The following is a 21,043-nucleotide window of genomic DNA, read 5'->3' as shown; positions in this document are numbered from 1 at the left end:
ACAAAACCGTTTTTTTTGTGAACTGAAGTGCAAATTTGCGTCGAAAGCCATGAAAAGGGCAAACTGATTACTCGCATTGGCAGTGGCATTGAGCTGTCATCATAGCGCCACGCTAAACCAAGGCTATCGGGAGCCAGGCACCATGGATACACCCTTGTATGGACCATTGACCATCGATGAATGGCTCAGGCTCAACCTGCAGCGCCAGGGCTTGTTGCAATCGGCGGCATCGGCGGCGGCCGTGATCCGTCAGCTGGGCTATGTGCAGATAGATTCCATCAATGTGGTCGAGCGGGCCCATCACCATGTGCTGCACAGCCGGTTGCCAGGTTATCACCCCGAGCATCTGCAACAGGCTATTGCCGCTAAAGAGGTGTTCGAGTACTGGGCTCACGCCGCGGCCTATCTGCCTATGAGTGACTACCGGTACAGCCTGCAACGCAAACGGCAACTGAGCTAAGGGGATAAACACTGGTTTGAACCGGACGAGCCCTTGATGCGGGAAGTGCTTGCCAGAGTGCGCGCCGAGGGGCCGCTCAAGGCGAGTGATTTTGAACACCCAAGTGATCAACGTGGCAGTTGGTGGGACTGGAAACCGGCCAAGAAGGCGCTGGAACAGCTGTTTATGCGCGGCGAGTTAATGGTGGTGCGGCGCGAGCGGTTTCAAAAGGTTTATGATTTGGCCGAGCGGGTGCTGCCGCCGGGCATAGATACCCGGGTGCCCGACGATAATGAGTTTGGCCGGTATCTGGTGAACCGCTTTCTCAATGCCAACGGTTTTGGCTCAGAGGCCCAGTTTGCCTATCTGCGTAAAGGCATGCGGCCGGTTATCAAGCGGGTGTTGGCCCAAGGGCTGGAGGCCGGCGAGCTGCAGCGGTTCAAGGTCGATGGTCAGCAGTATTTCTGCCCGGCAGAGCTGAGTGCGGCGCCCATGATCCAGGAGCGGGTCTGGCTGCTCAATCCCTTCGATAACCTGGTTATTCAACGTAGCCGCTTAAAGCAATGGTTTGGCTTTGACTATCAACTGGAAGTGTACCTGCCGCAGGAAAAGCGAATCTACGGCTACTACAGCCTGGCCATCCTCTGGTGCCAGCAGTTTATCGGCCGGGTCGATGTCAAGGCCGACCGGCCGCGCCAATGCCTGCTGTTGCAAAACCTGGTGTTGGAGCCTGAGTATGCCAATCGGCCTTTGGATGATGTGTTACTGGCCGAACTCGTCAGGGCCATTGCCGACTATACCCGTTTCAATGCCTGTGAACGTTGGAAGTTGGTGCGCAGCAATCACAAGGGGCTGAAGCAGCTCTGGCGTCGCCAGCAATGGCTGTGAATTGGGCTTAAGCCGGCTCGAAAATCTTTTCGGCCAGCACCACCCGGTTCCGGCCGGCACGTTTTGCGTGGTAAAGCTGCATATCGGCCTGTTTATAAAGGCTTTCGATACTCCTGCCGTGGCGCCTTGGCATATGGACTATGCCTATGCTGACCGTAATGGGTAGATGGGGCACCTGTTCGTTACCGAAGTTGTGCTCGGCAACTTTGGCACGTATCTCCTCGGCCTTACGCTCGGCATCGGCGGCCGAAACTCCCCGCAGCAGCAAACCAAACTCCTCGCCGCCCAAGCGGCCAAGCAGATCATAGGGCCTGAGCCTGTCTTCCAGCAACTGCACCAGTTGTTGCAGTACGGCATCACCACAGTCGTGGCCGTAGCTGTCATTGGTGGCCTTGAAGTAGTCAATATCGAGCAGCAAAAAGGCAAATTCGCTCAATCCTCTATTGGCTTCGGCCTTGGCGCGGCGCCAGTTTTCGAAGAAGCGGCGACGGTTCATGGCTCCGGTGAGCGGGTCGGTATTGGCCAGTTTTTCCAGCCGCTTGAAGCTGCGGTGACGGATCCGCTCGCCGGTATAACCTATACCAACGGCCATGGTATAGGCAGCAAAGAAGTTCACTACACCAAGACCCGCCAAGCTATCGGCCCCTTGCCACAGATTTTGGTTCAGCGTCAGCATCAGCCAGATACAAGAGGCCAATCCCAGGCTTAACAGCAATCCTCGGCTGCGACCCAATAGTAGAAATGCCAATATGGGCGATAGCAGCAGATAGAGGGTGATTTGATGTTGAGTGCCGAGCAGTAGGCTCATCGCCAGGGCAATGCAGGTGGGCACCAGCACTGTCAGCCACTGGCTGCGGCGCAAATTACCGTAAAACCAGAGATCGGCCACAATCGCGACATGGGCCGCCAGCCCCAACAGATTGATGACGACAGCGGCATCACTCTTGAACAGCCACAGGTAAAGCAACATGAAAAACAGCGAAGTAGCCGCTGTGGCCAGTAAGCAGGAGAGCAACTGGCCAGCCTGGCATTCCTGGGAGATCTGCCACATGGGATCGGTATCTTGCAGTCGGGTGGCAAACAGTCGGCTAACAGCCGGAGCGTGGATAATCATGATGCGGGTCCAAATGAAGAGGCCCTGAATGGGCCCTGAGATACACAGAACCCAAAAATATGTGGCGCTGTGCCTGTTACATCTGTTGTTAATGGTGCGATTTTCAAAGGTTTTCAGCAAATGACATCGTTGTCTTTTTGAGCCGGAGCAGGTTAAGCAAACAACTGGAACCGAGATCACGCGTCTCGCTTTGAAACAAATTGGCGCTAATGTGTTGTGAGTGAGAGGAATGTGGCATTTTGGTAAACAAATCCCCGCAAGCGGACTTTTGTCCTCAAGGCTTTTTTGGCGCCGCCGGTAGACTCGGGTCAGTTTTTATCCGAGGAACAGCTTATGACAGCACATATCAACGCCGCCAAAGGCGATTTTGCCAAGACAGTTATCATGCCCGGCGATCCTTTGCGGGCCAAATACATTGCCGAGCACTTTCTCGAGGATGCCCGCGAGGTGACTTCGGTGCGCAATATGCTGGGTTATACCGGCAGCTGGCAGGGTAAGCCGGTTTCCGTAATGGGCCACGGCATGGGGATCCCCTCCATGGTGCTCTATGGTCATGAGCTGATCAACGACTTCGGGGTTGAGCGCATCATTCGGGTGGGCAGCTTGGGGGCGACCCAGCGTCAGGTGCAGATGCGTGATGTGATCCTGGCTCAGGCGGCAGGGACAGATTCAGTCACCAACGCCAAGCGCAGCGCAGGTTATCATATGCCGACTTCGGCCAGCTTCCCGCTGCTGCTCAAGGCCTGGGAACAGGCCAAGGCCCAGGGGCTGAGTGTCAGAGTGGGCAATGTGTTCAGCGGCGATCTCTACTACGACCCGGATGAAGATCTGATCCCGGCGCTGGAGCGCTTCGGCATTCTGGGGATAGATATGGAAGTGGCCGGCCTCTACGGCCTGGCGCAGCAGTTCGGCATCGAGGCCTTGGCGATTCTGACCGTATCGGATCACTGCCTCACAGGTGAAGAAACCAGTGCCGAAGAGCGCCAGCTGTCATTTAACCAGATGATCTCGCTGGCGCTGGCCGTGGCCTAAGGAAGGTGCAAACAAGTCCCATGTGTGCTCTGCGTCGGCTTACGGGCCTGGATGTAAGGCGTGGTTCGCAGCAAATGGCCCTAGTCCTTTGCAAGAAACACAACACAGCAGGCAGGCTTGTAAGCCACGCCCTTCGGGGCTTTCACAGCAACCGGCTCTCTGCGTTATCTGACTTCGACATGCCCCGGCATGCCTTCAGTCAGATGCCTTGAACGCCAATTGCTGTGCAAGCCACTCTCTACAAAAGAGAAGGCCACGAGGACTTATTCGCACCTTCCCTAATACGTTGATGGATGATAAAAAATGAATAATAAAATCACACTGACGGCCATCAGTTTTCTGGCCAACTTTATCATGGCGGGTTTCGCCTCTCAGTTCGGTATGTTGATAGAGCCGATTGCCACCCGCTTCGGGGCCGATGTCAACGATGTGGCTTCTATCTTCTCACTGCTGAACGGCGGCGCCCTGGCGGGGACTGTTGTGGCCTTTTTGTTGATTGAAAAGGTCGGTATCAAGCCGATGACACTGCTGAGCTATGCCGTCATCTTCCTGTCGGCGCTGGCACTGCATTTTGGCTCTTCGCTGACAGTGGTCATGGTGGCCATGACGCTGGTGGGCCTGTGCGGCGGCATCGGCCTGTGTATCGCCGGTACTCTGGTGGTGTCCCTGTGGCAAGAGCGAATCCAGTCCACCATGCTGGTGGTGCAGGATGCCACCTTTAACGTGGCCGGGGTGGTGTTTCCGCTGATCACCACTTATGCGCTGACACACTCACTGGCCTGGAGTTACAGCTATCTGGCGGTAGGCCTGGTGGCCTTGCTGACCCTGGCACTGGCGGCCTTCACCTCATTCAGCCGGGTGCAGGACCAGGGTGAACAGGCGCAGTCCGCTCAGCATTCCGAGTGGAACTTCGGCATTATCAGCGGCGGTCTGGGGCTGTTTCTGGGCATGCTGGCGCTCTATACCTTCCTCACCTGGGCGCCTATGTTTGTGAAACAGAAGTTTGAGATCCCGTTTGAAGAAGCGGGCAATATCATCACCCAGTACTGGTCGGCGGCGTTGGTGGGCGCCTTGATCTCAACCCTGATAGTGACCCGGATGCAGATCCGTCACTTCCTGTTGATGATCATCTCGTTGGCACTGCTGCTCACCAGCTGGATTGTCAGCTGTGGCGATCTGGAAACCCTGGGATACCTGACCTATGGCTACGGCTTTGTCTGCGCCGCGCTCTATAACGCCTTTATCGCATATGGGGTTTCCTTTGTGAAACAAGCCAGTAGCCGCAATGTGTCCTTCATTTTGATCAGCGGCAGTGCCGGTGCCATGTTCAGCCCGGCGATCAGCTCGATGGCGGAAAAGATAGTGGGCTTGCTGACCGTCATGTACGCCATTCCTGTGCTCTACGGGGTGATCTTGCTGATGCTGCTGGTGTCCAATTTTGGCTTTAAGCGTCAGGCCGAGGTGGCGGTGGCCTGAGCCACTTCTCAATCAATAGATAGGGGAGCTAAAGCTCCCCTTGCTCGACAAAAGCCTGCAGCGCCTTGAGATCCATTATCTCCAGCTTGCCCTTGCTGCGCCGAACCAACCCGGCTTCTTCCAGCGATTGTATCGCCCGGCGGTAGACTCTGGCGGTAGTGCCGAAACGCTCAGCCTCCAGATAGCCCTTGTTGAACCCAGATACCGGCAGATCGTCCAGCTGCTGGTGGTAGAGGTCGTAGGCAATGTTGTAGCTGATGGGGTAGAGCATACGCCGGGTGAAGATGTCCACTGTGTCCTGATAATCTATGGCGATGGCACTGGCGAAAAACAGCGCCAGCCTGGGGTGCTCACCCAAGGCCTGCTGCAGCTTGTCGGCGGGAATAATGCCGCAGGTCAGGGTGGTTTCTGCCAGAATATCCAACTGGCAGGGATACTGGGTGAAAAACTCCATTTCACCGAATAGCTGCGAGTCGCATTTCAGGGTGCCGAGTTGAAAGTTGCGGCCGTTGCGGGCGCTGTAGCTCATGGCTATTTTGCCACTGGGCACCAGTACCAGTTGATTCAGCTTCTGCCCCTGTTGCATCAAGGCCTCTCCCGGCGCAAAGCGGCGCTGCTCGCTGACGCAGCTGAGCAATACCCGCTCCACCAGAGGGTAGTCTGATTGCCACTCCTGGGAGTATCTGCCTTGGGTAAGAGGTTTGAGCTGCATCTTGGGGTCGCAAACTTTGGCTTGGTGGGTTTGATTATCCTGCCAATAGTGTAGATGGCAAGCAAGGATTGGTTGCAGCAGCGGTTTCAGGATTGACCTTTGTCACCAATCATGGAACCCTATCGGCATTCTTGGGCCATACAGAGCAAAGTGCAGCATGGGGTTTTCACTCGGTGTTAACCGCTTCTCCCTCAAAGACAGGGCGCTGGTGTCATTGATCATCAGTCTGCTGGTGATCCTGCTCTGTTTTGGTCAGCAGCTTTCGCTGTTTGGTTCCTGCCCACTCAAGGCCCAGCATCAGCTGACGCAGTTTGGCGTTGATACTGCGCCGACTCACGCCAATGATGCGGGTAAGGCGCAGCTCAATGAAGAGCCCTGTCATCTGTCTTCCCATATGCTAAATCTGCAACCTGTGGTACTGCAACTGGGACTCACGGCTCTGTTGCTGTTTCTGCTGTTGCTCAACTGGCTCGGCAGTACCCGACCTTTCAGTGTTTATCTCTCCCATCCCATAGTCTCCAAACGAAGGCGACACTCAGTGTTGTGCGTGTATCTGGAATGAAAACATCCTGAACTCTTGCCGGTTAACACCGGGTTCTGATGTTTTGTTTTGGAGCTAATTTCATGTATTTAAAAAGAATATGGCATGCCTTCGCGGTATGTCTGATGCTGCTCAGCCAAGTTGCATTGGCAGAGCCGCTGAGCAGTGGCTGGCTCAAGCACCCGGATCATCCTCCGGTGAAGGTGCAACTGACGCTGGCCGATGTTGATGCCGGCCAAGCAGGTGAGCTCAACGCCCTGTTGGATGTGGCCCTGAGCGGCGACTGGAAAACCTACTGGCGCGCGCCGGGGGAAGGTGGGATCCCGCCGACCCTGGACTGGTCTGCCTCGGAGAATATTGCCGCGGTTGACTGGCACTGGCCCTTGCCGCAGCGCTATGTGTTGCAGGGCATAGAAACTCTGGGTTACAAGGGCGATACCTTGTTTCCACTGACTATTCGCCTCAAGGACCCCGGGCAGCCGTTTCGGCTCAAGGGCACCCTGACCCTGTCTTCCTGCACCAATGTCTGTGTGTTGACCGATTACCCTGTGGAGCTGAGCGGTCAGGCCGCCGGGCTTAAGGCCGATGATGGCTTTTTGCACCAGTGGGGCGAGGCGATGGCCAGGGTGCCACAGGGCGATGGCGGCACGGTATTGCAGTCGATTGTCTGGGATGAAAAACAGCAGTTGCTGCAACTGGCTATAGAAGCCGCAAGCCCCTGGCAACAGGCAGATCTGTTTCTGTTCGGCGAGGATGAGACAGTCAGTGAGCTGATCTTCTCCCGGCCGCAGATCCAGATAGATGGCAAACGGCTGACCGCCACTTTCGGGGTCAAACATTGGCTGGGAACGCCAGAGCTGGAGGGCAAGCCGCTGCTGATCCATCTGGCCGACACACACCTTTCGGCAGAACTGAGCGGTGCCATCGCCACAGGCCATGTTGCCAAGCCGCAGCCAAGCCTGCCGCTGTGGAGCCTGTTTTTGATGGCGCTGGCCGGTGGCCTTATTCTCAACATCATGCCTTGCGTATTGCCTGTGCTGGGCATGAAGGTGCACGGGGTCATGATGAGCAGCCAGGGCAGTCGCAGTCAGGTTCGCGGCCATTTTATGGCTTCGGCACTGGGTATTTTGCTGTCTTTCTGGTTGATTGCCGCCGGTCTTAGCTTGCTGAAGTTGTCCGGTCAGTCGCTGGGCTGGGGGATACAGTTCCAGCAGCCCTGGTTTATCGGCTTTATGGTGCTGCTGACCTGGGGCTTCGGCCTCAACCTGCTGGGGGTGTTTGAAATCAACCTGCCTTCCAAGTGGCAAACCCGTCTGGCCGGTGCCGGTGATGATTCGCGCCTCGGTCATATGCTGCAGGGGATGCTGGCCACACTGCTGGCCACGCCATGTACCGCGCCGTTTCTGGGTACTGCGGTGGCCTTCGCCCTCGGCGCCGACTACCCCATGCTGTTTGCCCTCTTCAGCGCCATGGGGCTGGGAATGGCCTTGCCCTGGTTGATGTTGGCGTTGTGGCCGGCGTTGGCGCAGCGTTTACCCAAGCCCGGGCGCTGGATGAATTGGGTCAAGCCTGTGTTCGCGCTGATGATGCTGGCAACCTGTCTCTGGCTGCTGAGCCTGCTGCAAAGCTTCTTCTCCGTTGCGGCTATCTTGGGGCTGGGCGCCTTGATGTTGCTGCTGACACTGGGACTGCTGGGCAAGCGTTACGGCACTCAGGTAATGGTGTATGCCATTGGCGGCAGTTTTCTGTTTGCCAGCCTGGCGCTCGGGGTAGGTTATCTGACCCGGGATGCCTGGGTCAGCCCGCTGCCTTCGGATCACCACTGGCAACCGCTGAATTTGGTGCAGCTCAAACAGGCTGTCGATGAGGGCAAGACAGTGTTTGTCGATGTCACGGCCGACTGGTGTATTACTTGTCAGGCCAACAAGGTGGGGGTGCTGCTGCAAAACCCTGTCTATGATGCCCTCGGCGATGACCGAGTGCTGCTGATGCGCGGTGACTGGACCAAGCCCAGCGAAGAAATTACCGCCTATCTTAAGGCCAATGGCCGCTTTGGGGTGCCTTTCAATCAGGTCTATGGCCCGGGAACCCCCGCCGGTAAGCCATTACCGGTAATCCTCAGCAGTGATGGAGTATTGGCGGCCTTGGCCGAAGCGGAGAGCAGACAATGACCCAGGAAAATAAACCAGCCCACAAGGGGCTTAAATGGCTCAAGACCCTGCTCGGCTATGGGCTATTCATTCTGGTGGTGAGTGTTGCCCTCGATGCCTTTCGCAGCCACGAGATGCCGGAAACCCTGCCGCTGCAAACGGTTCAGAGCCTGGCCGGCAGTCAGTTGGATATTGCCGCCATGAGCATGGAGCGCCCGGTCATCCTGTACTACTGGGCCAGTTGGTGTGGCGTCTGCCCCTTGGTGTCCGGCACTGTCGATGGTTTCAGTGACAGTGAGCAGGTGGTGACCGTGGCGCTGCAGTCGGGCAATAACACCCAGGTCAAGCAGTACCTGCAAAACAAGGGTTACGGCTTTGAGGTAGTCAATGATCCCAGCGGCGCCTTGGCGCGCTCCCTTGGAGTGTCGGCGACACCGACGCTCTTGTTTATCTATCAGGGCGAAATCCGCAGCAGCACCACAGGAGTCACAAGTTGGCCGGGGATCTGGCTGCGACTCTGGCTGACAAAAATGAATTTAATTTGAGGAATAACAAGATGAAGTATTGGATAGTATTGAGTGCCTGGCTGCTGGCGGCCAGCGGCAGTTTACAGGCGGCCGAGCAGAAGCTGAGCCAAGAAGAGGAACAGCAACTGGGGCAGATCCGCAGCATTTTGGTCAAGCATCCGGAGATCATTCCCGGCGTGCTTGGCAGCATAGAGTCTTATGTGGAGCAGCGACAGTTGCAGCAGCAAGCGCTGGCCAAGCACAAGGACTGGCTGTTCAACAACCCGCAGATGCCGACCATGGGCAGCAGCAAGCCTGAGTTGCAACTGGTGGTGTTTACCGACTACAACTGCCCCTACTGTAAGCGGATGGAACTGGAATTTGCCAAGCTTTTAAAGGAGTTCCCAAACTTACAGGTGGTCAATGTGTTTGTGCCATTGAGGCAGATAAAGGCCCAGGGCACTGAGCTTTCTTCCGGCGCCTTTGCCCTCGAGGTTTGGCGGCAGGATCGCAAGGATTTCCCCCGGGTACATGAACTCTTGATGGCCAAGAATGGCATGCACACAGGGAACTCACTGCAGCAGGTCGCCAAGGCCACGGGCACGGAACAATACCTCAAGCCCAGCTCGAGCGCCGACGAGTTGATGCATACCAATGTGAGAGTCTTCTCTGAACTGGGCTTTGGCGGCACGCCGACACTGCTCATAGGTGATGAAGTGATCCCCGGCTATATCGACTATGCCACCCTCAAGGCCGTGGTGCAGCAGGTGCTGGAGCGCCAAGGGTAATTGGCTTGCGGCAGTTATCGCCTTTCTGGGATAATTGGCCGTCGCCGGGGCGCTCGCCCCGGCTTTCCCCGCACAGATGATTAAGAGTCGAGATGAAACACGTAAGCCTGCAGTTGACCGAAGACGGGTCACACACTCTATTTAATGCCGAGCTCAATGAGACCTATCACTCCCACAAGGGGGCGTTGGCCGAATCCCGTTATGTGTTTATCCACGCCGGGCTCGAGCAGGTGTTGCAGGACTTTGACCATCTGGCGATTCTGGAAGTGGGCTTTGGTACCGGGCTCAATGCCCTCATGACCCTGGGTAAGGTGCTGGAACTGACAAAGGCGCGTCAGCAGAGTGGCTTGGCGCCGCTGCCGGTGCGCTATGTCACCATAGAGCCTTATCCCTTGTCCGCCGAGCTGATTGAAGGGCTGAACTACAAGGGCATGCTGCCCGACTGGTATGCGCCGCTGTTCGATGCCTTGCACGCCGCCCCCTGGGATCAGGATGTGGAAGTCATGCCGGATTTTGTGTTGCGTAAGGTCAAGGGCAAGTTGGAGCAGCTCGAGTGGCAGGGCGAACCCTTCAACTTGGTGTATTACGATGCCTTCGCCCCCAGCAAGCAGCCGGATGTATGGGCGCTGGATAACTTCAAAAAGTGTTATGGGTTGCTGGAGCTGGGCGGCTTATTGGTGTCTTACTGCGCCAATGGCCAGTTCAAGCGAGATCTCAAGGCCGCCGGTTTTCAGGTAAAAGCTTACCCCGGCGCCCTTGGCAAGCGCGAGATGACCCGCGCCTGGAAGTTAGACTCGCTTTAAGCTGCGACGCAGGCCGGGCAAGGCCTCCAGCGAGCACAGCAGCAGCCCGGCCCAGATGAGGGAGAAACTCACCAGTTTCACCTCATCAAACACCTCTCCAAAGATGACCACCGCCAGCAAAAATTGCAGGCTGGGCTCAATGTATTGCAGCAAACCCACCATGGACAGACTCGTGTATCTCAGCGCCAGGCTGAATAGGATCAGCGGTGCCAGCGTCACGGGCGCCGAACCGATATAGAGCATAATGCCTTCGCTGCCGCCAGGTAGCGCGGCGCTTTGCTCTGTGGCCAGCAGATAACAGAGGTAGCCCAAAGCAAAGGGAGTCAGCAGCAGTGCCTCCAGGGTGACCGAAGTGAAGGAGTCAAAGCGGATAAACTTTTTCAGCAGCCCGTAAAGGGCAAAAAAGCTGCCCATCACCAGAGACAACCAGGGCAGGCTGCCATATTGATATACCTGCCAGCCAATACCGGCAATGGCCAGCACCACGGCGGCCAGTTGCGCCTTGCTCAGCTTGTCGCCGAGGAACAGCACCCCTAGAGCGATGGCAAACAGAGGATTGATAAAGAATCCCAGGCTGGCCGCCAGTACCTGACCATGGGTCAGGGCCCAGGTGAAGCTGACCCAGGAGATACACATGATAAGCCCGGCGGCAAAGCACAGCAGCAATGAGCGTTTATCGCGCCACAGCGCGCCAAAGGCTGGTAATGGTCGTCTCAGCAGGACAAAGATCAGCAGCATAAAGGGCACAGACCAGATGACCCTGAAGGCCAGCAACTCGAAGATGGCCGCATCCGGCAGCAATTGATAGTAGAGGGGTAATATTCCCCAAAGCACGAAAGAGAAGGCCGCCAGAGCGTTTCCCTTGAGAGAGCTGGACATGATTGTCACCGAAACAACACAATACTCGGATATGGCGGCTATTCTGGCATGGCCCTTATAAAAGGGAAGTGAATTAACTCACTGTTTAAAAAATCTTTTCATTCTGTTTAAACCAGTGACGGCGCTGGAGCTGCATTTCCAGTAACTCAGCATCAGAAGCGGGAAAATCATTCGTTTCCGTTGTCGCCAGCTGGCCTCGGGCCACTATCTCAAACCCCAGAGCCTGATAGCAGCGGCGGGCCGCGAGATTGTCATGGAACACAGCTAGGCTTAGATGCGTAACCTTGGGATCGGCAAAGGCGCGCTCTATACCCTGACGCATTAACTCCCGCCCCAGCCCCTTGCCTCTATGCTTGGGGGAGCAGATCACCCGGCATAGCCGGATCTCATCGGGTTTTCTGGCCAGCAGTTCCAGATAGCCCAGCAGTGAGTCGCTATCCAGGCTAGCTTGGTCACTGTCTTCGACTCTTGTCAGCGCCAAAGGGGTGAGGTTTGCCTGAGCTTGATGCTGCCGCAGCTTTGATGGTGACAGTGGCCAACCCAGCCCTGGGCCTGCCCAGCGCAGACAAGCCTCTGCCGACTCTATCCAGGAGAGTAACAAACCGGCCCATTGCGGCTGAAAGGGTTGCAATATGCAGTCGGACATTGCGCGTTTCCTCCTTTGAGTTCAACTTGCCAAGTTAACCCAGGGATAGGGGAAGTGCCAGAGCTGTTGGCACCAGAAAGGGGTTGTGCAGCTGGCGCTGCGGTTATCAGGGCTTTGAGCTAAAAGTATCTAAGCCAGTATTGCCCGAGCTTCCGGCGACGGATGTTGCTCATTGCCTGCCGCAGGCTTATGCACAGGCGATCCTGTGACACGCTGCGAGTACGTCCGTGTAAGCTCTGCCTCGCCATCCCTGGCTCGGAAGGTCACAGTTTCGCCTGTGCCTGGAATTAGGTGTATATCTGCAGAACTCTGAAATGCTTCCAGCTACTCAGTGCTAATAGAATTGCACCAATTCCCCTTCGGAGCCGCTGCGGGTGTTGTTGCAAATCGGCGTAGCCGAGACAGGGATGTCGAGGCTCGAAGGTCGAGCAAGGATGCGAGTCCTGAGTGTAGCCAATTTGCTTCATAAGCCAGTGGGGATTTCGGCTACGTCGGGGTGTCCTTGGGGATGCAAGGGGCTTTGGACAAGCAAAGCCCCTTGCCCGGTGTGGTGTGGAACACCACGACTTTAGGCCGCTGGTACAGCGGCTAGCATTGCTTTGAACCATATCTCACCAATAAACCTGGTCTTAGCTGCCAACTAAGTTGCAGCCCATCACCTGCGGTGCGCTTTCGCACAGGCGATCCTGTGACTCGGCGTGAATACCTCCCTGTAGCCTCGACGAAAACATCCTTGTTTTCGACGGTCACAGTTCCACCTGTGCCTAGAATTAGGCGTATGTCTGTGGGTATATAAGCAATTTCAAGCAACGCTATTATTACAGAATTGCACCGGCTCCCGCTCGAAGCGGCCGCAGGGCGTTGATGACAATCGCGTAGCGAGGCATGGATGCCGAAGCAGCGCCAGTCGAATCAAGGATGAGCGTCTGGCGCGATAGCGAATTGGCATCATAAGCACAAGGGATTTTCCGCTGCGTCGCGGGTCGCTGGGGGTTTGGAAAGGGGGCGAGTCGATACAGCCCCCTTTCCTCGGGTGTGGGGCGAAGCTCCACGACTTTAGGCCGCTGGTACTGCGGCTATCATGGCTTTGAGCCCAAACCACCAATAAACTTGGTTTTAGCTGCTAGCTAAGCTGCAGCCTATCACCTGCGGTGCAGATAGGCAGGAAGCCCACCGCAGGTGCCGGAACGAAATTAGGACCTATTTCGACGGTCACAATTTTATCTGGGGCTGAAAACAGGCGCACAGATTAAACTCATGAGTTTTCGGCGCTGGATAGCTTGATATCGAAGGCAAGCCTCAGAATTGCCATCTGAACTGCACATCCGGTACATGAAGATACCTGAGCTCATTCACCAGGTTATCTTTTTCATTCAGCAGCTGTTTTTTCTTCTCCAGAGTGCTGGCCTTGTCTGTCATGGACACCAGCTTCTTATCCAGATCGCGGATCTCATAGTCGATCTGACGCAGGCGGTTGCGGATCTCATCGGCGCGTTTATTGAGCTGGTATTGGCGGTAGCCGGCATTGTACTGTTCGACAAAGGCGTTGCTGGAGCAGACCCCGGCATAGCCTTCACCCGCCAGACCGACACGGTAACCATTTTCCGGCTGACAGTAATTTTGCAGCCCCTTTAGATAGCCTTCGCGCCAATCGCTATGATTGACCCGGATACCGAACTCGGCACAATCCTCGGCATAATCATTGATTCTGCTGGCATGAGCTCCATTGTTGCCATCCTGAAGCCCCAGGGAAAACCAATCTGAGTTTTGGCATTGATTGAGGTCGAGTGAACTGCATTGGGTCAGCATGAGCGCGCTCAGTGCCAACAAGATATTTTGGTATTTCATTCTGTAAATTACTGCGTATCAGTTGAAAATGCCGACCATATGGCGGTGAATCGGCATAATACAGCGATTAGCTCTAATACTGATACGTTTTAATACAAATTTACAATTTAACCTCGAAAGGGCCCAACATGTTTGCCGGATTGACCCAAGTATCAAACTCGGCCTCTGTCACCAGTCCTGACTCCAACGCAGCTTGCCTCAGACTAATGCCTCTTTGGTGGGCTTCCTTGGCGATTTGGGCAGCCTTGGCATAGCCTATGTGAGGATTGAGGCTGGTGACCAGCATCAAGGAGCGCTGCAACTGCTTGGCGATCATCTGGCGGTTGGGTTCCAGCCCCGAAGCGCAGCGTTCATCGAAGCTCAGACAGGCATCACCCAGCAATTCGGCACTTTGCAGCAGATTGGCGGCGATGAGCGGCCGAAAGACATTGAGCTGAAATTGGCCGTTGCTGGCACCTATGCTGACGGCAAGATCGTTGCCCATCACCTGAGCCGCCACCATGGTCAGCGCCTCGCACTGAGTCGGGTTAACCTTGCCGGGCATTATGCTGGAGCCGGGTTCGTTGGCAGGCAACTGCAGTTCCCCTATACCGCAACGGGGGCCGCTGGCGAGCATGCGAACATCATTGCCTATCTTCATCAGGCTGACCGCCAGGCGCTTGAAGGCGCCGCTGAGTTCCACCATGGCATCGCTGGCACTCAGTGCCTCGAACTTGTTGGCCGCGCTGACAAACTGCTCACCACTGAATGACGATATCAGTTCGGCGGCGCGCTCGGCATAACCTGCGGGAGAATTGAGCCCAGTCCCCACGGCTGTGCCGCCAAGAGCCAATTCACGGCAGTTTGCCAAAGCCTGCTCTATGGCGCCTATGCCTTTATCCAACTGAGTCACCCAGGCACTGATCTCCTGTCCCAGTGTCAGTGGGGTGGCATCCATAAAGTGGGTGCGGCCGGTCTTGGTAATATCGGCGAACTGTTGTGACTTGCGTTTGAGGGTATCGCGCAGTGCACTTATGGCCGGCAGTGTTTGTCTGCAGGTCTTGAGCACTACAGCGATATGCATGGCGCTGGGGAAGGTATCATTGCTGCTCTGGCTGCGATTGACATCATCGTTCGGGCTCAGGCTGATGGCCTTATTTGCCAGAGCCATGCCTCGATTGGCTATCACCTCATTGAGGTTCATATTGGTTTGGGTGCCGCTGCCGGTCTGCCAAATGACCAGTGGAAAGTGCTGCTCCAGTTGGCCCGCCAAGATTTCATCGCAAACTCTGGCGATGAGCGCCGCCTTGTCCTTGGGCAGTTGCCCAAGCTCGGCATTGGTCTGGGCTGCGGCTTTCTTCAACAGGGCGAAGGCGTGGATGATGGCCTTTGGCATACTCGCTTGCGGGCCTATGGGGAAGTTTTCCAGACTGCGCTGGGTCTGGGCGCCCCAGTATTTGTCTGCCTCTACCTTGACCTCGCCCAGAGTGTCTTGCTCAATCCGATATTGCATTGCCGCCTCCTGTCGTCTGTTGCCGTCCTCAGCATAGCATGGCCTTTGGGTCTCTCCTGAAATAATCCGCCGGGTTTCCCGGTCTGGATTGAGCGGCCTGTTTCAGGCCTGGATTCTGATTTTTACAAAAGGAGTAAGCATGAGAGTATCGGTTTGGTCTGCGTTATTGCTCTTGGGGACTCAGTTGGGGGCTTTGGGCTCCAGTTCGGTAATGGCGGCTCAGGCAAATGATTTTATTCAAGTATTTGAAGCACTTTCCGGTAAACATCCGGGAGAACGTAAGGGGCATGCCAAGGGAATTTGTACCATTGGCAGTTTCCAGCCAAGTGCAGAGGAGCCCTGGCTTAAGGAGTTACCTCTGTTTGCCACAGAGCAAGCTCTGCCCGCTCAGGTACGTTTTTCCATGGCGGGCGGCGATCCTTTTGTGGCCGATACCAGTCGCAGCCCAAGGGGGATAGGTGTACGCATCGAACTGCCGGATGGGCAGGTGCATCAGTTGGCCGGGCTGACCACGCCAGTGTTTCCGGGTAAAAATCCCGACAGTTTTCTTGGTTTGCTGCGCGCGTCATTGGCTCAGCGTGAGGGGGAAACCGGCGCGGTTGCACGCTATCTGCAGCAGCATCCGGATGCCGCCCGCCAGGGGCAGTGGCTCAAGCAGCACAATCCGCCGGCGGCCTATACATCGGTCAACTACTTTGGCATTCACAGCTTTATCTTTGGTAATGAAGACCAGCAAAAGCGCTTTGGTCGCTGGGAGCTTTGGCCTGTGGACGGAGAGCAGCCTCTGACGGATGCCGAGCTGGCACAATTGCCGGATGATTTTCTGCAGGAGAGGTTGATGCAGAGGCTGAAAACCGGACCGGCTCAGTTTGAGCTTAAGCTGACCCTGGCCGAGGATGGGGATCCCTTGCTGGACCCTTCACAGCAGTGGCCGGATAACCGGCCCAGAGTCGCCCTCGGGCGCCTGACCATAGACTCGGTTGCGGCTTCGGCCTGTGACAAGCTGAATTTTGATCCCAATGTGCTCAGTAAAGGGATTGCCGCCAGTGATGACCCTGTGCTGCGGCTGAGATCCGCGGCTTATGCTATCTCTTTCGGCAAGCGTCTAAGCGGCCAGTAACGGCAATAAAATGACAGGAACGAACCTTAAAAATGTAGCGCTTTATAGTTGTTATATGTACATTTTTTATCGTTGGGGGCGATAACAGTGTGTCAGGTTCGCTCCTGTCGAAACTTTAACGGATTAGGGTGAACTCCTGGCTCAACTGACGAATGCGCTGCTGCAGTTGCAGCAGTTCTCCCATCAGCCGGGATTGCTTGGGCCTGCTTGTTGTTTCATTCTGTGCCAGCCATTGATAAACCTGTTTGGTGGAGATCCCATGCTGACGGGCAACGTCAAACATGAGCCTGCCGTTTTGGGTCACTTCCTTAATGGCTTGCTGTCGCAGCTTCTGCTCGTTAATTTCCATGCTGCCTCCTTGATGGTTCAAGAATGGTTTTCCAGAGCTGTGATTCCACATCCGCTATTCCACATCCCATTGGCTGTAGCCCAAGTGTTTGAGGCAATGCCAGAGTGAATGCCAACTGCTGCGCATTTTCATCAATGTTTTCATAATGACTCCTGAACAGTGGAATACTGCTTTATAGGTATGTAAGAAACATGCCAGTTTTTAATCTTCTTTTAACTTGTTGATATAAAAGAAAATTGATTCATTTCATTATTAGGTGTACCTGCCTGGCGCCACCCAATAGAGTGCAGTCTGCTCTATTTTGGGGTTTTACTTGATGTCAGCGCCGTGACACTTGGCTGACAATCCGGGTCAGGAAATGTCGGATTTGACTGAATCTATGCTGAACGCCGTGCGGATTTGCCGCCTCTATGGCCTCCGGGGGATTGTCTGCTTGAGGTGCTGCTATATACTTTGGCGCCAGGTAGGTTCCGCTTAGCTTGGAACAAGCAGACGAAGGAAAAATAACATGAAAAAGCGCGCTTTTCTGACAGCCCCTCTGTTGCTGGCAATGCTGGCAACTGGCTGTACCACTGTGAATCCTTATACCAATGAGCAACAGACTGCCAAGGCGACCAACGGAGCATTGATAGGTGCCGTAGCCGGCGCGGCCATAGGTGTGGCCTCCTCCAGCAAGAGCGACAGGGGCAAGGGTGCCCTGATCGGGGCAGCATCCGGCGCTGCCGTAGGCGGTGGTATCGGCTATTACATGGATGTGCAGGAAACCAAGCTGCGTCAGCAACTGGCTTCTACCGGTGTCAGTGTGACCCGGGTGGGCGATACCATAGTGCTCAACATGCCCAATGAAGTGACTTTCCAGGTCGATAAGACAGATCTCAGTAGCGGCGCCATGCGGGTATTGGACAGCGTAGTGCTGGTGGCCAAGGAATATGACAAGACTCAACTGAATGTAGTGGGTTATACCGACAGCAGTGGCTCTGAGTCCTACAACCTGAGATTGTCACAGGTTCGCGCCAGTGAGGTTGGTAATTACTTGATCCGTAAAGGTGTATCCGGACAGCGAGTATTGACCCAAGGCCGAGGTGAGGCCAGCCCAATCGCTTCCAATGCCACCCCTCAGGGACGGGCACAGAACCGTCGGGTAGAGATTATTCTTAGTCCTCTCGGCTAAGATTTTAAGTTTAAGGGTCGCTTAGGCGGCCCTTTTTATTGGGTCAAATTGTCCCTTTATCCGGTTCTCCTTGTCAGATGGCGTGATCTTGGGGGGAATTTATGACAAGTTTTGCCGTGGTGCGTTGATTTGTGATGCGGTTTGGTTGAGTTTAGCGGCATCTGTATCTTATACACCGGAGAAAAATAAATGAAAAAGAGCGTCTGCTTACTCGCCCTGTTACTGCCCGCCTTCTCTCAGGCGGCGGATCTGGAGTTCAGGGCCGCGGGAAGTTTGAAGACCGCCATGACGGATGTTATCGCCAGTTATCAGGCCGATGGCGGCGTTAAGGTCAATGCCCAGTTTGCCCCTTCAGGCTTGCTCAGAGGCCGAATTGAACAGGGCGAAAAGGTCGACCTGTTTGCTTCGGCCAATATGAAACACCCACAGAAATTGATGCAGGAAGGCAAGGGCGCGCCTGTGGTGATGTTTGCCCGTAACCGCCTGTGCGCCCTGGCGCAAGATAATGTTCCTCTGACGACAGAGAATATGCTGGATACTTTGCTGGACAGCAAGATCAAGCTGGGCACCTCCACTCCCAAGGCCGACCCTGCCGGTGACTATGCTTTCAAGGTGTTTGACCGCGCCGAAGCTATCAAGCCCGGTAGTCAGGCCAAACTGGCGGCCAAGGCGCTCAAGCTGACCGGTGGCGCCGACAGTGCCAAGGCGCCGAAAGGCAAAAATCCCTATGGCTGGGTGATGGCCAACAAACAGGCGGATGTATTTTTAACCTACTGCACCAATGCCGTATTGGCCAAGAAAGAAGTGCCTGATCTCAAGATAGTGGCGTTGCCCGAGTCGCTGGCAGTGGGTGCCAACTATGGCATGCTGGTGCTGGATAAGGCCGACTCTGCCGCCTGGCCACTGGCCATGTATATTCTGTCTCCCAAGGGACAATCCATTCTGGCCTCTTACGGCTTTGAAGCACCGCTTAAGCCCTAAATCTCTATCCGGCGGAAGCGGGTTTTACTCTGGAGATGTGCGAATCAGTTGCGTTGAACTGACTCGCACTCTCTTTATGGGTATTTCACGGTTTTTTGGCCAAATCAGCTTGCACAGGCAATTATTATCCTTCTAAAGTAGGGCATTATGTCCTTGCCAGGGGGGAGCATGCTCGAAACCAAAGGCTTACCGATAGCGACAGATTATCTCGGCGACGAGGTGAGATTTATCCGCCTTTGTTATGACAGTCAGGGCTTGGATATCGAACTGAGTGTTGAGGGCAGCCGGGCATTGGTGCACTTTGACTCTGTGGTTGGCTTTCGGATGCTGGATGAAGGCGATCTGATGGAGTTCTGGACCGAGTGCAGCCTCTCCAATGGCTGGTTGTTTCGTATCTCCAGCGGTGGTTGGTATCGCCAGGAGGCCGAACGCAGCGGCTTTATGGCCAGCGCCAATCTCAAGTTGCAGGAATATCTGCTGGTGAGCCGCAATGAGTGTGTATCTGTCTTCTGTGAACAGGATGAGCCCAAGGTGCACTGGCTTAAAGACTGACCCGCTATTTTCCACCGTCAGAGGACGAACCTGGTCGCCCCCTGCTATTTCTGCAATGCGTCAAGGCCAGAGCTTCAGGCTATCAACACCAAGCCTTCAGCCCATTAGAACCTGAGCCTTCAGCCCACTAGAACCAGAGCCTCAGCTCATTAAAACGAGAGTCGCCAACCCCAGGAAGGCGAACAGGCCTATTACATCCGTCACAGTCGTCAGCACCATGCCGCCGGCCAGCGCAGGGTCTACATTGAGCTTTTTCAGGATCAGCGGAATACTGGCCCCTGCGAGACCGGCTACCGTCATATTGATCAACATGGCGCCGCCAATAAGGGCGCCGAGTGCCAGATCGCCTTTCCAGATCCACACGGCAGTGAATACCAGTGCCGACCACAACAGGCCATTGAGAAAGCCGATGGCCAATTCCTTGCCGATAAGCCAGCGGGAGTTGCTCTGGCCTATGTGGCCGAGGGCGATACCGCGGATCACCAGCGCCAGCGTCTGGTTGCCGGCAACGCCGCCCATGCTGGGCACTATGGTCATCAGAATTGCTATAGTGGCAAATTTTTCCAGCGTGCCTTCAAACATATTGCTGACCGAGGCGGCCAGCAGGGCGGCAAACAGGTTGAAGGTCAGCCATAGGGAGCGGCGAAAGGCACTCTTGAATACGGGGCCGAAGGTGTCTTCATCATCGTCCATCCCCGCCATACCCATCATGGAGTGTTCGGCATCTTCACGGATAACGTCCACCACGTCATCAATGGTGATCCGCCCAAGCAGATGGCCTTCGCTGTCGACCACTGGCGCCGAGACCCAGTCGTGGCGTTCAAACAGTTGGGCCACTTCATTGTCCGGCATGGTGACGGGAATGCTCTCAAGTTCGGGATCCATTATGCTGCGGATCCCGGCGGTGGGATTACAGGTTAGCAGGCTGGAGAGCTTGACGCCGCCGAGTAATATATCGCGCCTGTCCACCACATAGAGGGTATCAGTGGCTTCAGGCAATTCGCCTCTTTGGCGCAGATAACGCAGCACCACATCGACATTGACGTCAGGCCTCAGGGTCACAGTATCTGTGTTCATCAGACTACCGGCGCTGTCTTCCGGATAAGAGAGCGCCTGTTCGACCCTGGCCCTGTCCTGGGCACTCATGGAGTGCAGTACCTGCTTGTAGAGGGTATCGGGAAGGCTCCGCAGCACATAGGCCAAGTCATCGGTATCCATACCCGCGGTCGCTCGCGCCAAACGCTCAGGACTCATCAGACTGATCAGCTGGTCTTTCATATCCTCACCCAGCTCTTCGAGGATCTCGCCGCTCTGCTCCTGATCCACCAGTTGCCAGAGTACCTGACGGGTACGCGGCGGTGAAGATTCGAGAATAAAGGCGATATCCGAAGCCGTCATTCGCTGCAGCATATCGCGCACATGCACGAACATACCACTGCCAAGAGCTTGGTTTAGTTGAGTAAGACGTTGTTCTGTCAGCTCTTGGTCGAGCGCTTCTATTGGCATGCAGTTCCCCCTGTGATGCAAAGCGAGGATATGTTACCTCAATACAGGGG

General features: G+C 55.4%; 19 protein-coding genes and 1 pseudogene. 12 read left to right on the top strand and 8 right to left on the bottom strand.

Annotation, left to right across the window (positions count from 1 at the left end):
- The first annotated feature begins 142 nt into the window (after positions 1-142).
- Positions 143-1,327, top strand: a pseudogene (locus ACWAU4_RS18660) (winged helix-turn-helix domain-containing protein).
- A gap of 7 nt (positions 1,328-1,334) precedes the next feature.
- On the opposite strand, the gene ACWAU4_RS18655 reads toward ACWAU4_RS18660, so the two are convergent.
- The gene (locus ACWAU4_RS18655) at positions 1,335-2,441 is read right to left on the bottom strand and encodes a GGDEF domain-containing protein (protein ID WP_208193491.1); all 1,107 of its coding nucleotides are present in this window, start codon (positions 2,439-2,441) and stop codon (positions 1,335-1,337) included.
- A 333-nt stretch (positions 2,442-2,774) separates the two neighbouring features.
- On the opposite strand from ACWAU4_RS18655, the gene deoD reads away from it, so the two are divergent.
- Both deoD and tsgA read left to right on the top strand, forming a co-directional pair.
- Positions 2,775-3,473, top strand: coding sequence for a purine-nucleoside phosphorylase (gene deoD / locus ACWAU4_RS18650; protein ID WP_025011745.1), 699 nt, complete (start codon positions 2,775-2,777; stop codon positions 3,471-3,473).
- Positions 3,474-3,776: 303 nt separating this feature from the next.
- Positions 3,777-4,949, top strand: coding sequence for an MFS transporter TsgA (gene tsgA / locus ACWAU4_RS18645; protein WP_144438127.1), 1,173 nt, complete (start codon positions 3,777-3,779; stop codon positions 4,947-4,949).
- A gap of 28 nt (positions 4,950-4,977) precedes the next feature.
- On the opposite strand, the gene ACWAU4_RS18640 is transcribed toward tsgA, so the two are convergent.
- Entirely contained in the window at positions 4,978-5,661 is a 684-nt protein-coding gene (locus ACWAU4_RS18640; protein ID WP_144221504.1) for a Crp/Fnr family transcriptional regulator, read from the bottom strand.
- A gap of 157 nt (positions 5,662-5,818) precedes the next feature.
- Between ACWAU4_RS18640 and ACWAU4_RS18635 the strand changes: the two genes are divergently transcribed.
- The 5 genes from ACWAU4_RS18635 (at position 5,819) to mnmD (ending at position 10,449) form a co-directional block, all read left to right on the top strand.
- Positions 5,819-6,223 carry a hypothetical protein gene (locus ACWAU4_RS18635; protein ID WP_107005128.1) on the top strand — a complete coding sequence of 135 codons (405 nt, stop codon included), beginning with the start codon at positions 5,819-5,821 and terminating at the stop codon, positions 6,221-6,223.
- A 62-nt stretch (positions 6,224-6,285) separates the two neighbouring features.
- Entirely contained in the window at positions 6,286-8,373 is a 2,088-nt protein-coding gene (locus tag ACWAU4_RS18630; RefSeq protein WP_208125101.1) for a protein-disulfide reductase DsbD family protein, read from the top strand.
- The gene (locus ACWAU4_RS18625) at positions 8,370-8,897 is read left to right on the top strand and encodes a protein disulfide oxidoreductase (RefSeq protein ID WP_208125100.1); all 528 of its coding nucleotides are present in this window, start codon (positions 8,370-8,372) and stop codon (positions 8,895-8,897) included. The genes ACWAU4_RS18630 and ACWAU4_RS18625 overlap by 4 nt, the downstream gene beginning before the upstream one ends.
- Before the next feature lie 11 nt (positions 8,898-8,908).
- Positions 8,909-9,646: a DsbA family protein gene (locus tag ACWAU4_RS18620; RefSeq protein ID WP_051547180.1), complete on the top strand. Its 738-nt coding sequence runs from the start codon at positions 8,909-8,911 to the stop codon at positions 9,644-9,646.
- 92 nt (positions 9,647-9,738) lie between these two features.
- Positions 9,739-10,449 carry a tRNA (5-methylaminomethyl-2-thiouridine)(34)-methyltransferase MnmD gene (gene mnmD / locus ACWAU4_RS18615; protein WP_208125099.1) on the top strand — a complete coding sequence of 237 codons (711 nt, stop codon included), beginning with the start codon at positions 9,739-9,741 and terminating at the stop codon, positions 10,447-10,449.
- Here mnmD and rarD read toward each other — a convergent pair.
- The 4 genes from rarD to fumC form a co-directional block, all read right to left on the bottom strand.
- On the bottom strand, positions 10,435-11,328 hold the full coding sequence (gene rarD / locus ACWAU4_RS18610) for an EamA family transporter RarD (RefSeq protein WP_101058516.1): 894 nt from the start codon (positions 11,326-11,328) through the stop codon (positions 10,435-10,437). The two genes, mnmD and rarD, sit on opposite strands and share 15 nt — an antisense overlap.
- Before the next feature lie 85 nt (positions 11,329-11,413).
- Positions 11,414-11,974: a GNAT family N-acetyltransferase gene (locus ACWAU4_RS18605; RefSeq protein ID WP_208125098.1), complete on the bottom strand. Its 561-nt coding sequence runs from the start codon at positions 11,972-11,974 to the stop codon at positions 11,414-11,416.
- A 1,299-nt stretch (positions 11,975-13,273) separates the two neighbouring features.
- Positions 13,274-13,822 (bottom strand): DUF2799 domain-containing protein, encoded by a 549-nt coding sequence (locus ACWAU4_RS18600; protein WP_025011753.1) that lies wholly within the window; start codon positions 13,820-13,822, stop codon positions 13,274-13,276.
- A gap of 100 nt (positions 13,823-13,922) precedes the next feature.
- On the bottom strand, positions 13,923-15,314 hold the full coding sequence (gene fumC, locus ACWAU4_RS18595) for a class II fumarate hydratase (protein ID WP_208125097.1): 1,392 nt from the start codon (positions 15,312-15,314) through the stop codon (positions 13,923-13,925).
- A gap of 139 nt (positions 15,315-15,453) precedes the next feature.
- Between fumC and ACWAU4_RS18590 the strand changes: the two genes are divergently transcribed.
- Positions 15,454-16,434: a catalase family peroxidase gene (locus ACWAU4_RS18590; protein WP_208125096.1), complete on the top strand. Its 981-nt coding sequence runs from the start codon at positions 15,454-15,456 to the stop codon at positions 16,432-16,434.
- Positions 16,435-16,549: 115 nt separating this feature from the next.
- On the opposite strand, the gene ACWAU4_RS18585 is transcribed toward ACWAU4_RS18590, so the two are convergent.
- Positions 16,550-16,783 (bottom strand): transposase, encoded by a 234-nt coding sequence (locus tag ACWAU4_RS18585; protein WP_144131566.1) that lies wholly within the window; start codon positions 16,781-16,783, stop codon positions 16,550-16,552.
- Between the two features lie 508 nt (positions 16,784-17,291).
- Here ACWAU4_RS18585 and ACWAU4_RS18580 point away from each other — a divergent pair.
- The 3 genes from ACWAU4_RS18580 (at position 17,292) to ACWAU4_RS18570 (ending at position 19,487) form a co-directional block, all read left to right on the top strand.
- The gene (locus ACWAU4_RS18580; protein ID WP_025011756.1) at positions 17,292-17,954 is read left to right on the top strand and encodes an OmpA family protein; all 663 of its coding nucleotides are present in this window, start codon (positions 17,292-17,294) and stop codon (positions 17,952-17,954) included.
- 189 nt (positions 17,955-18,143) lie between these two features.
- Positions 18,144-18,935, top strand: a complete 792-nt coding sequence (locus ACWAU4_RS18575; RefSeq protein ID WP_107353094.1) for a molybdate ABC transporter substrate-binding protein — start codon at positions 18,144-18,146, stop codon at positions 18,933-18,935.
- Positions 18,936-19,103: 168 nt separating this feature from the next.
- Positions 19,104-19,487 carry a hypothetical protein gene (locus tag ACWAU4_RS18570; RefSeq protein ID WP_054743631.1) on the top strand — a complete coding sequence of 128 codons (384 nt, stop codon included), beginning with the start codon at positions 19,104-19,106 and terminating at the stop codon, positions 19,485-19,487.
- 141 nt (positions 19,488-19,628) lie between these two features.
- On the opposite strand, the gene mgtE is transcribed toward ACWAU4_RS18570, so the two are convergent.
- Positions 19,629-20,993: a magnesium transporter gene (mgtE, locus tag ACWAU4_RS18565; protein WP_109248345.1), complete on the bottom strand. Its 1,365-nt coding sequence runs from the start codon at positions 20,991-20,993 to the stop codon at positions 19,629-19,631.
- Between the last annotated feature and the right edge of the window lie 50 nt (positions 20,994-21,043).

The organism is Shewanella sp. FeAMO, assembly GCF_053653955.1.
The sequence above is the reverse complement of the archived record's forward strand: the minus strand, read 5'-3'. Positions and strand labels throughout refer to the sequence as shown.

Coding starts and splice junctions, on each gene's coding strand:
- ACWAU4_RS18600 (WP_025011753.1), bottom strand. CDS start 13,822: ATGAAATACCAAAATATCTTGTTGGCACTGAGCGCGCTCATGCTGACC.
- ACWAU4_RS18590 (WP_208125096.1), top strand. CDS start 15,454: ATGAGAGTATCGGTTTGGTCTGCGTTATTGCTCTTGGGGACTCAGTTG.
- ACWAU4_RS18570 (WP_054743631.1), top strand. CDS start 19,104: ATGCTCGAAACCAAAGGCTTACCGATAGCGACAGATTATCTCGGCGAC.
- fumC (WP_208125097.1), bottom strand. CDS start 15,314: ATGCAATATCGGATTGAGCAAGACACTCTGGGCGAGGTCAAGGTAGAG.
- deoD (WP_025011745.1), top strand. CDS start 2,775: ATGACAGCACATATCAACGCCGCCAAAGGCGATTTTGCCAAGACAGTT.
- ACWAU4_RS18635 (WP_107005128.1), top strand. CDS start 5,819: ATGGGGTTTTCACTCGGTGTTAACCGCTTCTCCCTCAAAGACAGGGCG.
- ACWAU4_RS18625 (WP_208125100.1), top strand. CDS start 8,370: ATGACCCAGGAAAATAAACCAGCCCACAAGGGGCTTAAATGGCTCAAG.
- rarD (WP_101058516.1), bottom strand. CDS start 11,328: ATGTCCAGCTCTCTCAAGGGAAACGCTCTGGCGGCCTTCTCTTTCGTG.
- ACWAU4_RS18620 (WP_051547180.1), top strand. CDS start 8,909: ATGAAGTATTGGATAGTATTGAGTGCCTGGCTGCTGGCGGCCAGCGGC.
- ACWAU4_RS18640 (WP_144221504.1), bottom strand. CDS start 5,661: ATGCAGCTCAAACCTCTTACCCAAGGCAGATACTCCCAGGAGTGGCAA.
- ACWAU4_RS18580 (WP_025011756.1), top strand. CDS start 17,292: ATGAAAAAGCGCGCTTTTCTGACAGCCCCTCTGTTGCTGGCAATGCTG.
- ACWAU4_RS18630 (WP_208125101.1), top strand. CDS start 6,286: ATGTATTTAAAAAGAATATGGCATGCCTTCGCGGTATGTCTGATGCTG.
- ACWAU4_RS18585 (WP_144131566.1), bottom strand. CDS start 16,783: ATGGAAATTAACGAGCAGAAGCTGCGACAGCAAGCCATTAAGGAAGTG.
- mgtE (WP_109248345.1), bottom strand. CDS start 20,993: ATGCCAATAGAAGCGCTCGACCAAGAGCTGACAGAACAACGTCTTACT.
- ACWAU4_RS18655 (WP_208193491.1), bottom strand. CDS start 2,441: ATGATTATCCACGCTCCGGCTGTTAGCCGACTGTTTGCCACCCGACTG.
- ACWAU4_RS18605 (WP_208125098.1), bottom strand. CDS start 11,974: ATGTCCGACTGCATATTGCAACCCTTTCAGCCGCAATGGGCCGGTTTG.
- mnmD (WP_208125099.1), top strand. CDS start 9,739: ATGAAACACGTAAGCCTGCAGTTGACCGAAGACGGGTCACACACTCTA.
- ACWAU4_RS18575 (WP_107353094.1), top strand. CDS start 18,144: ATGAAAAAGAGCGTCTGCTTACTCGCCCTGTTACTGCCCGCCTTCTCT.
- tsgA (WP_144438127.1), top strand. CDS start 3,777: ATGAATAATAAAATCACACTGACGGCCATCAGTTTTCTGGCCAACTTT.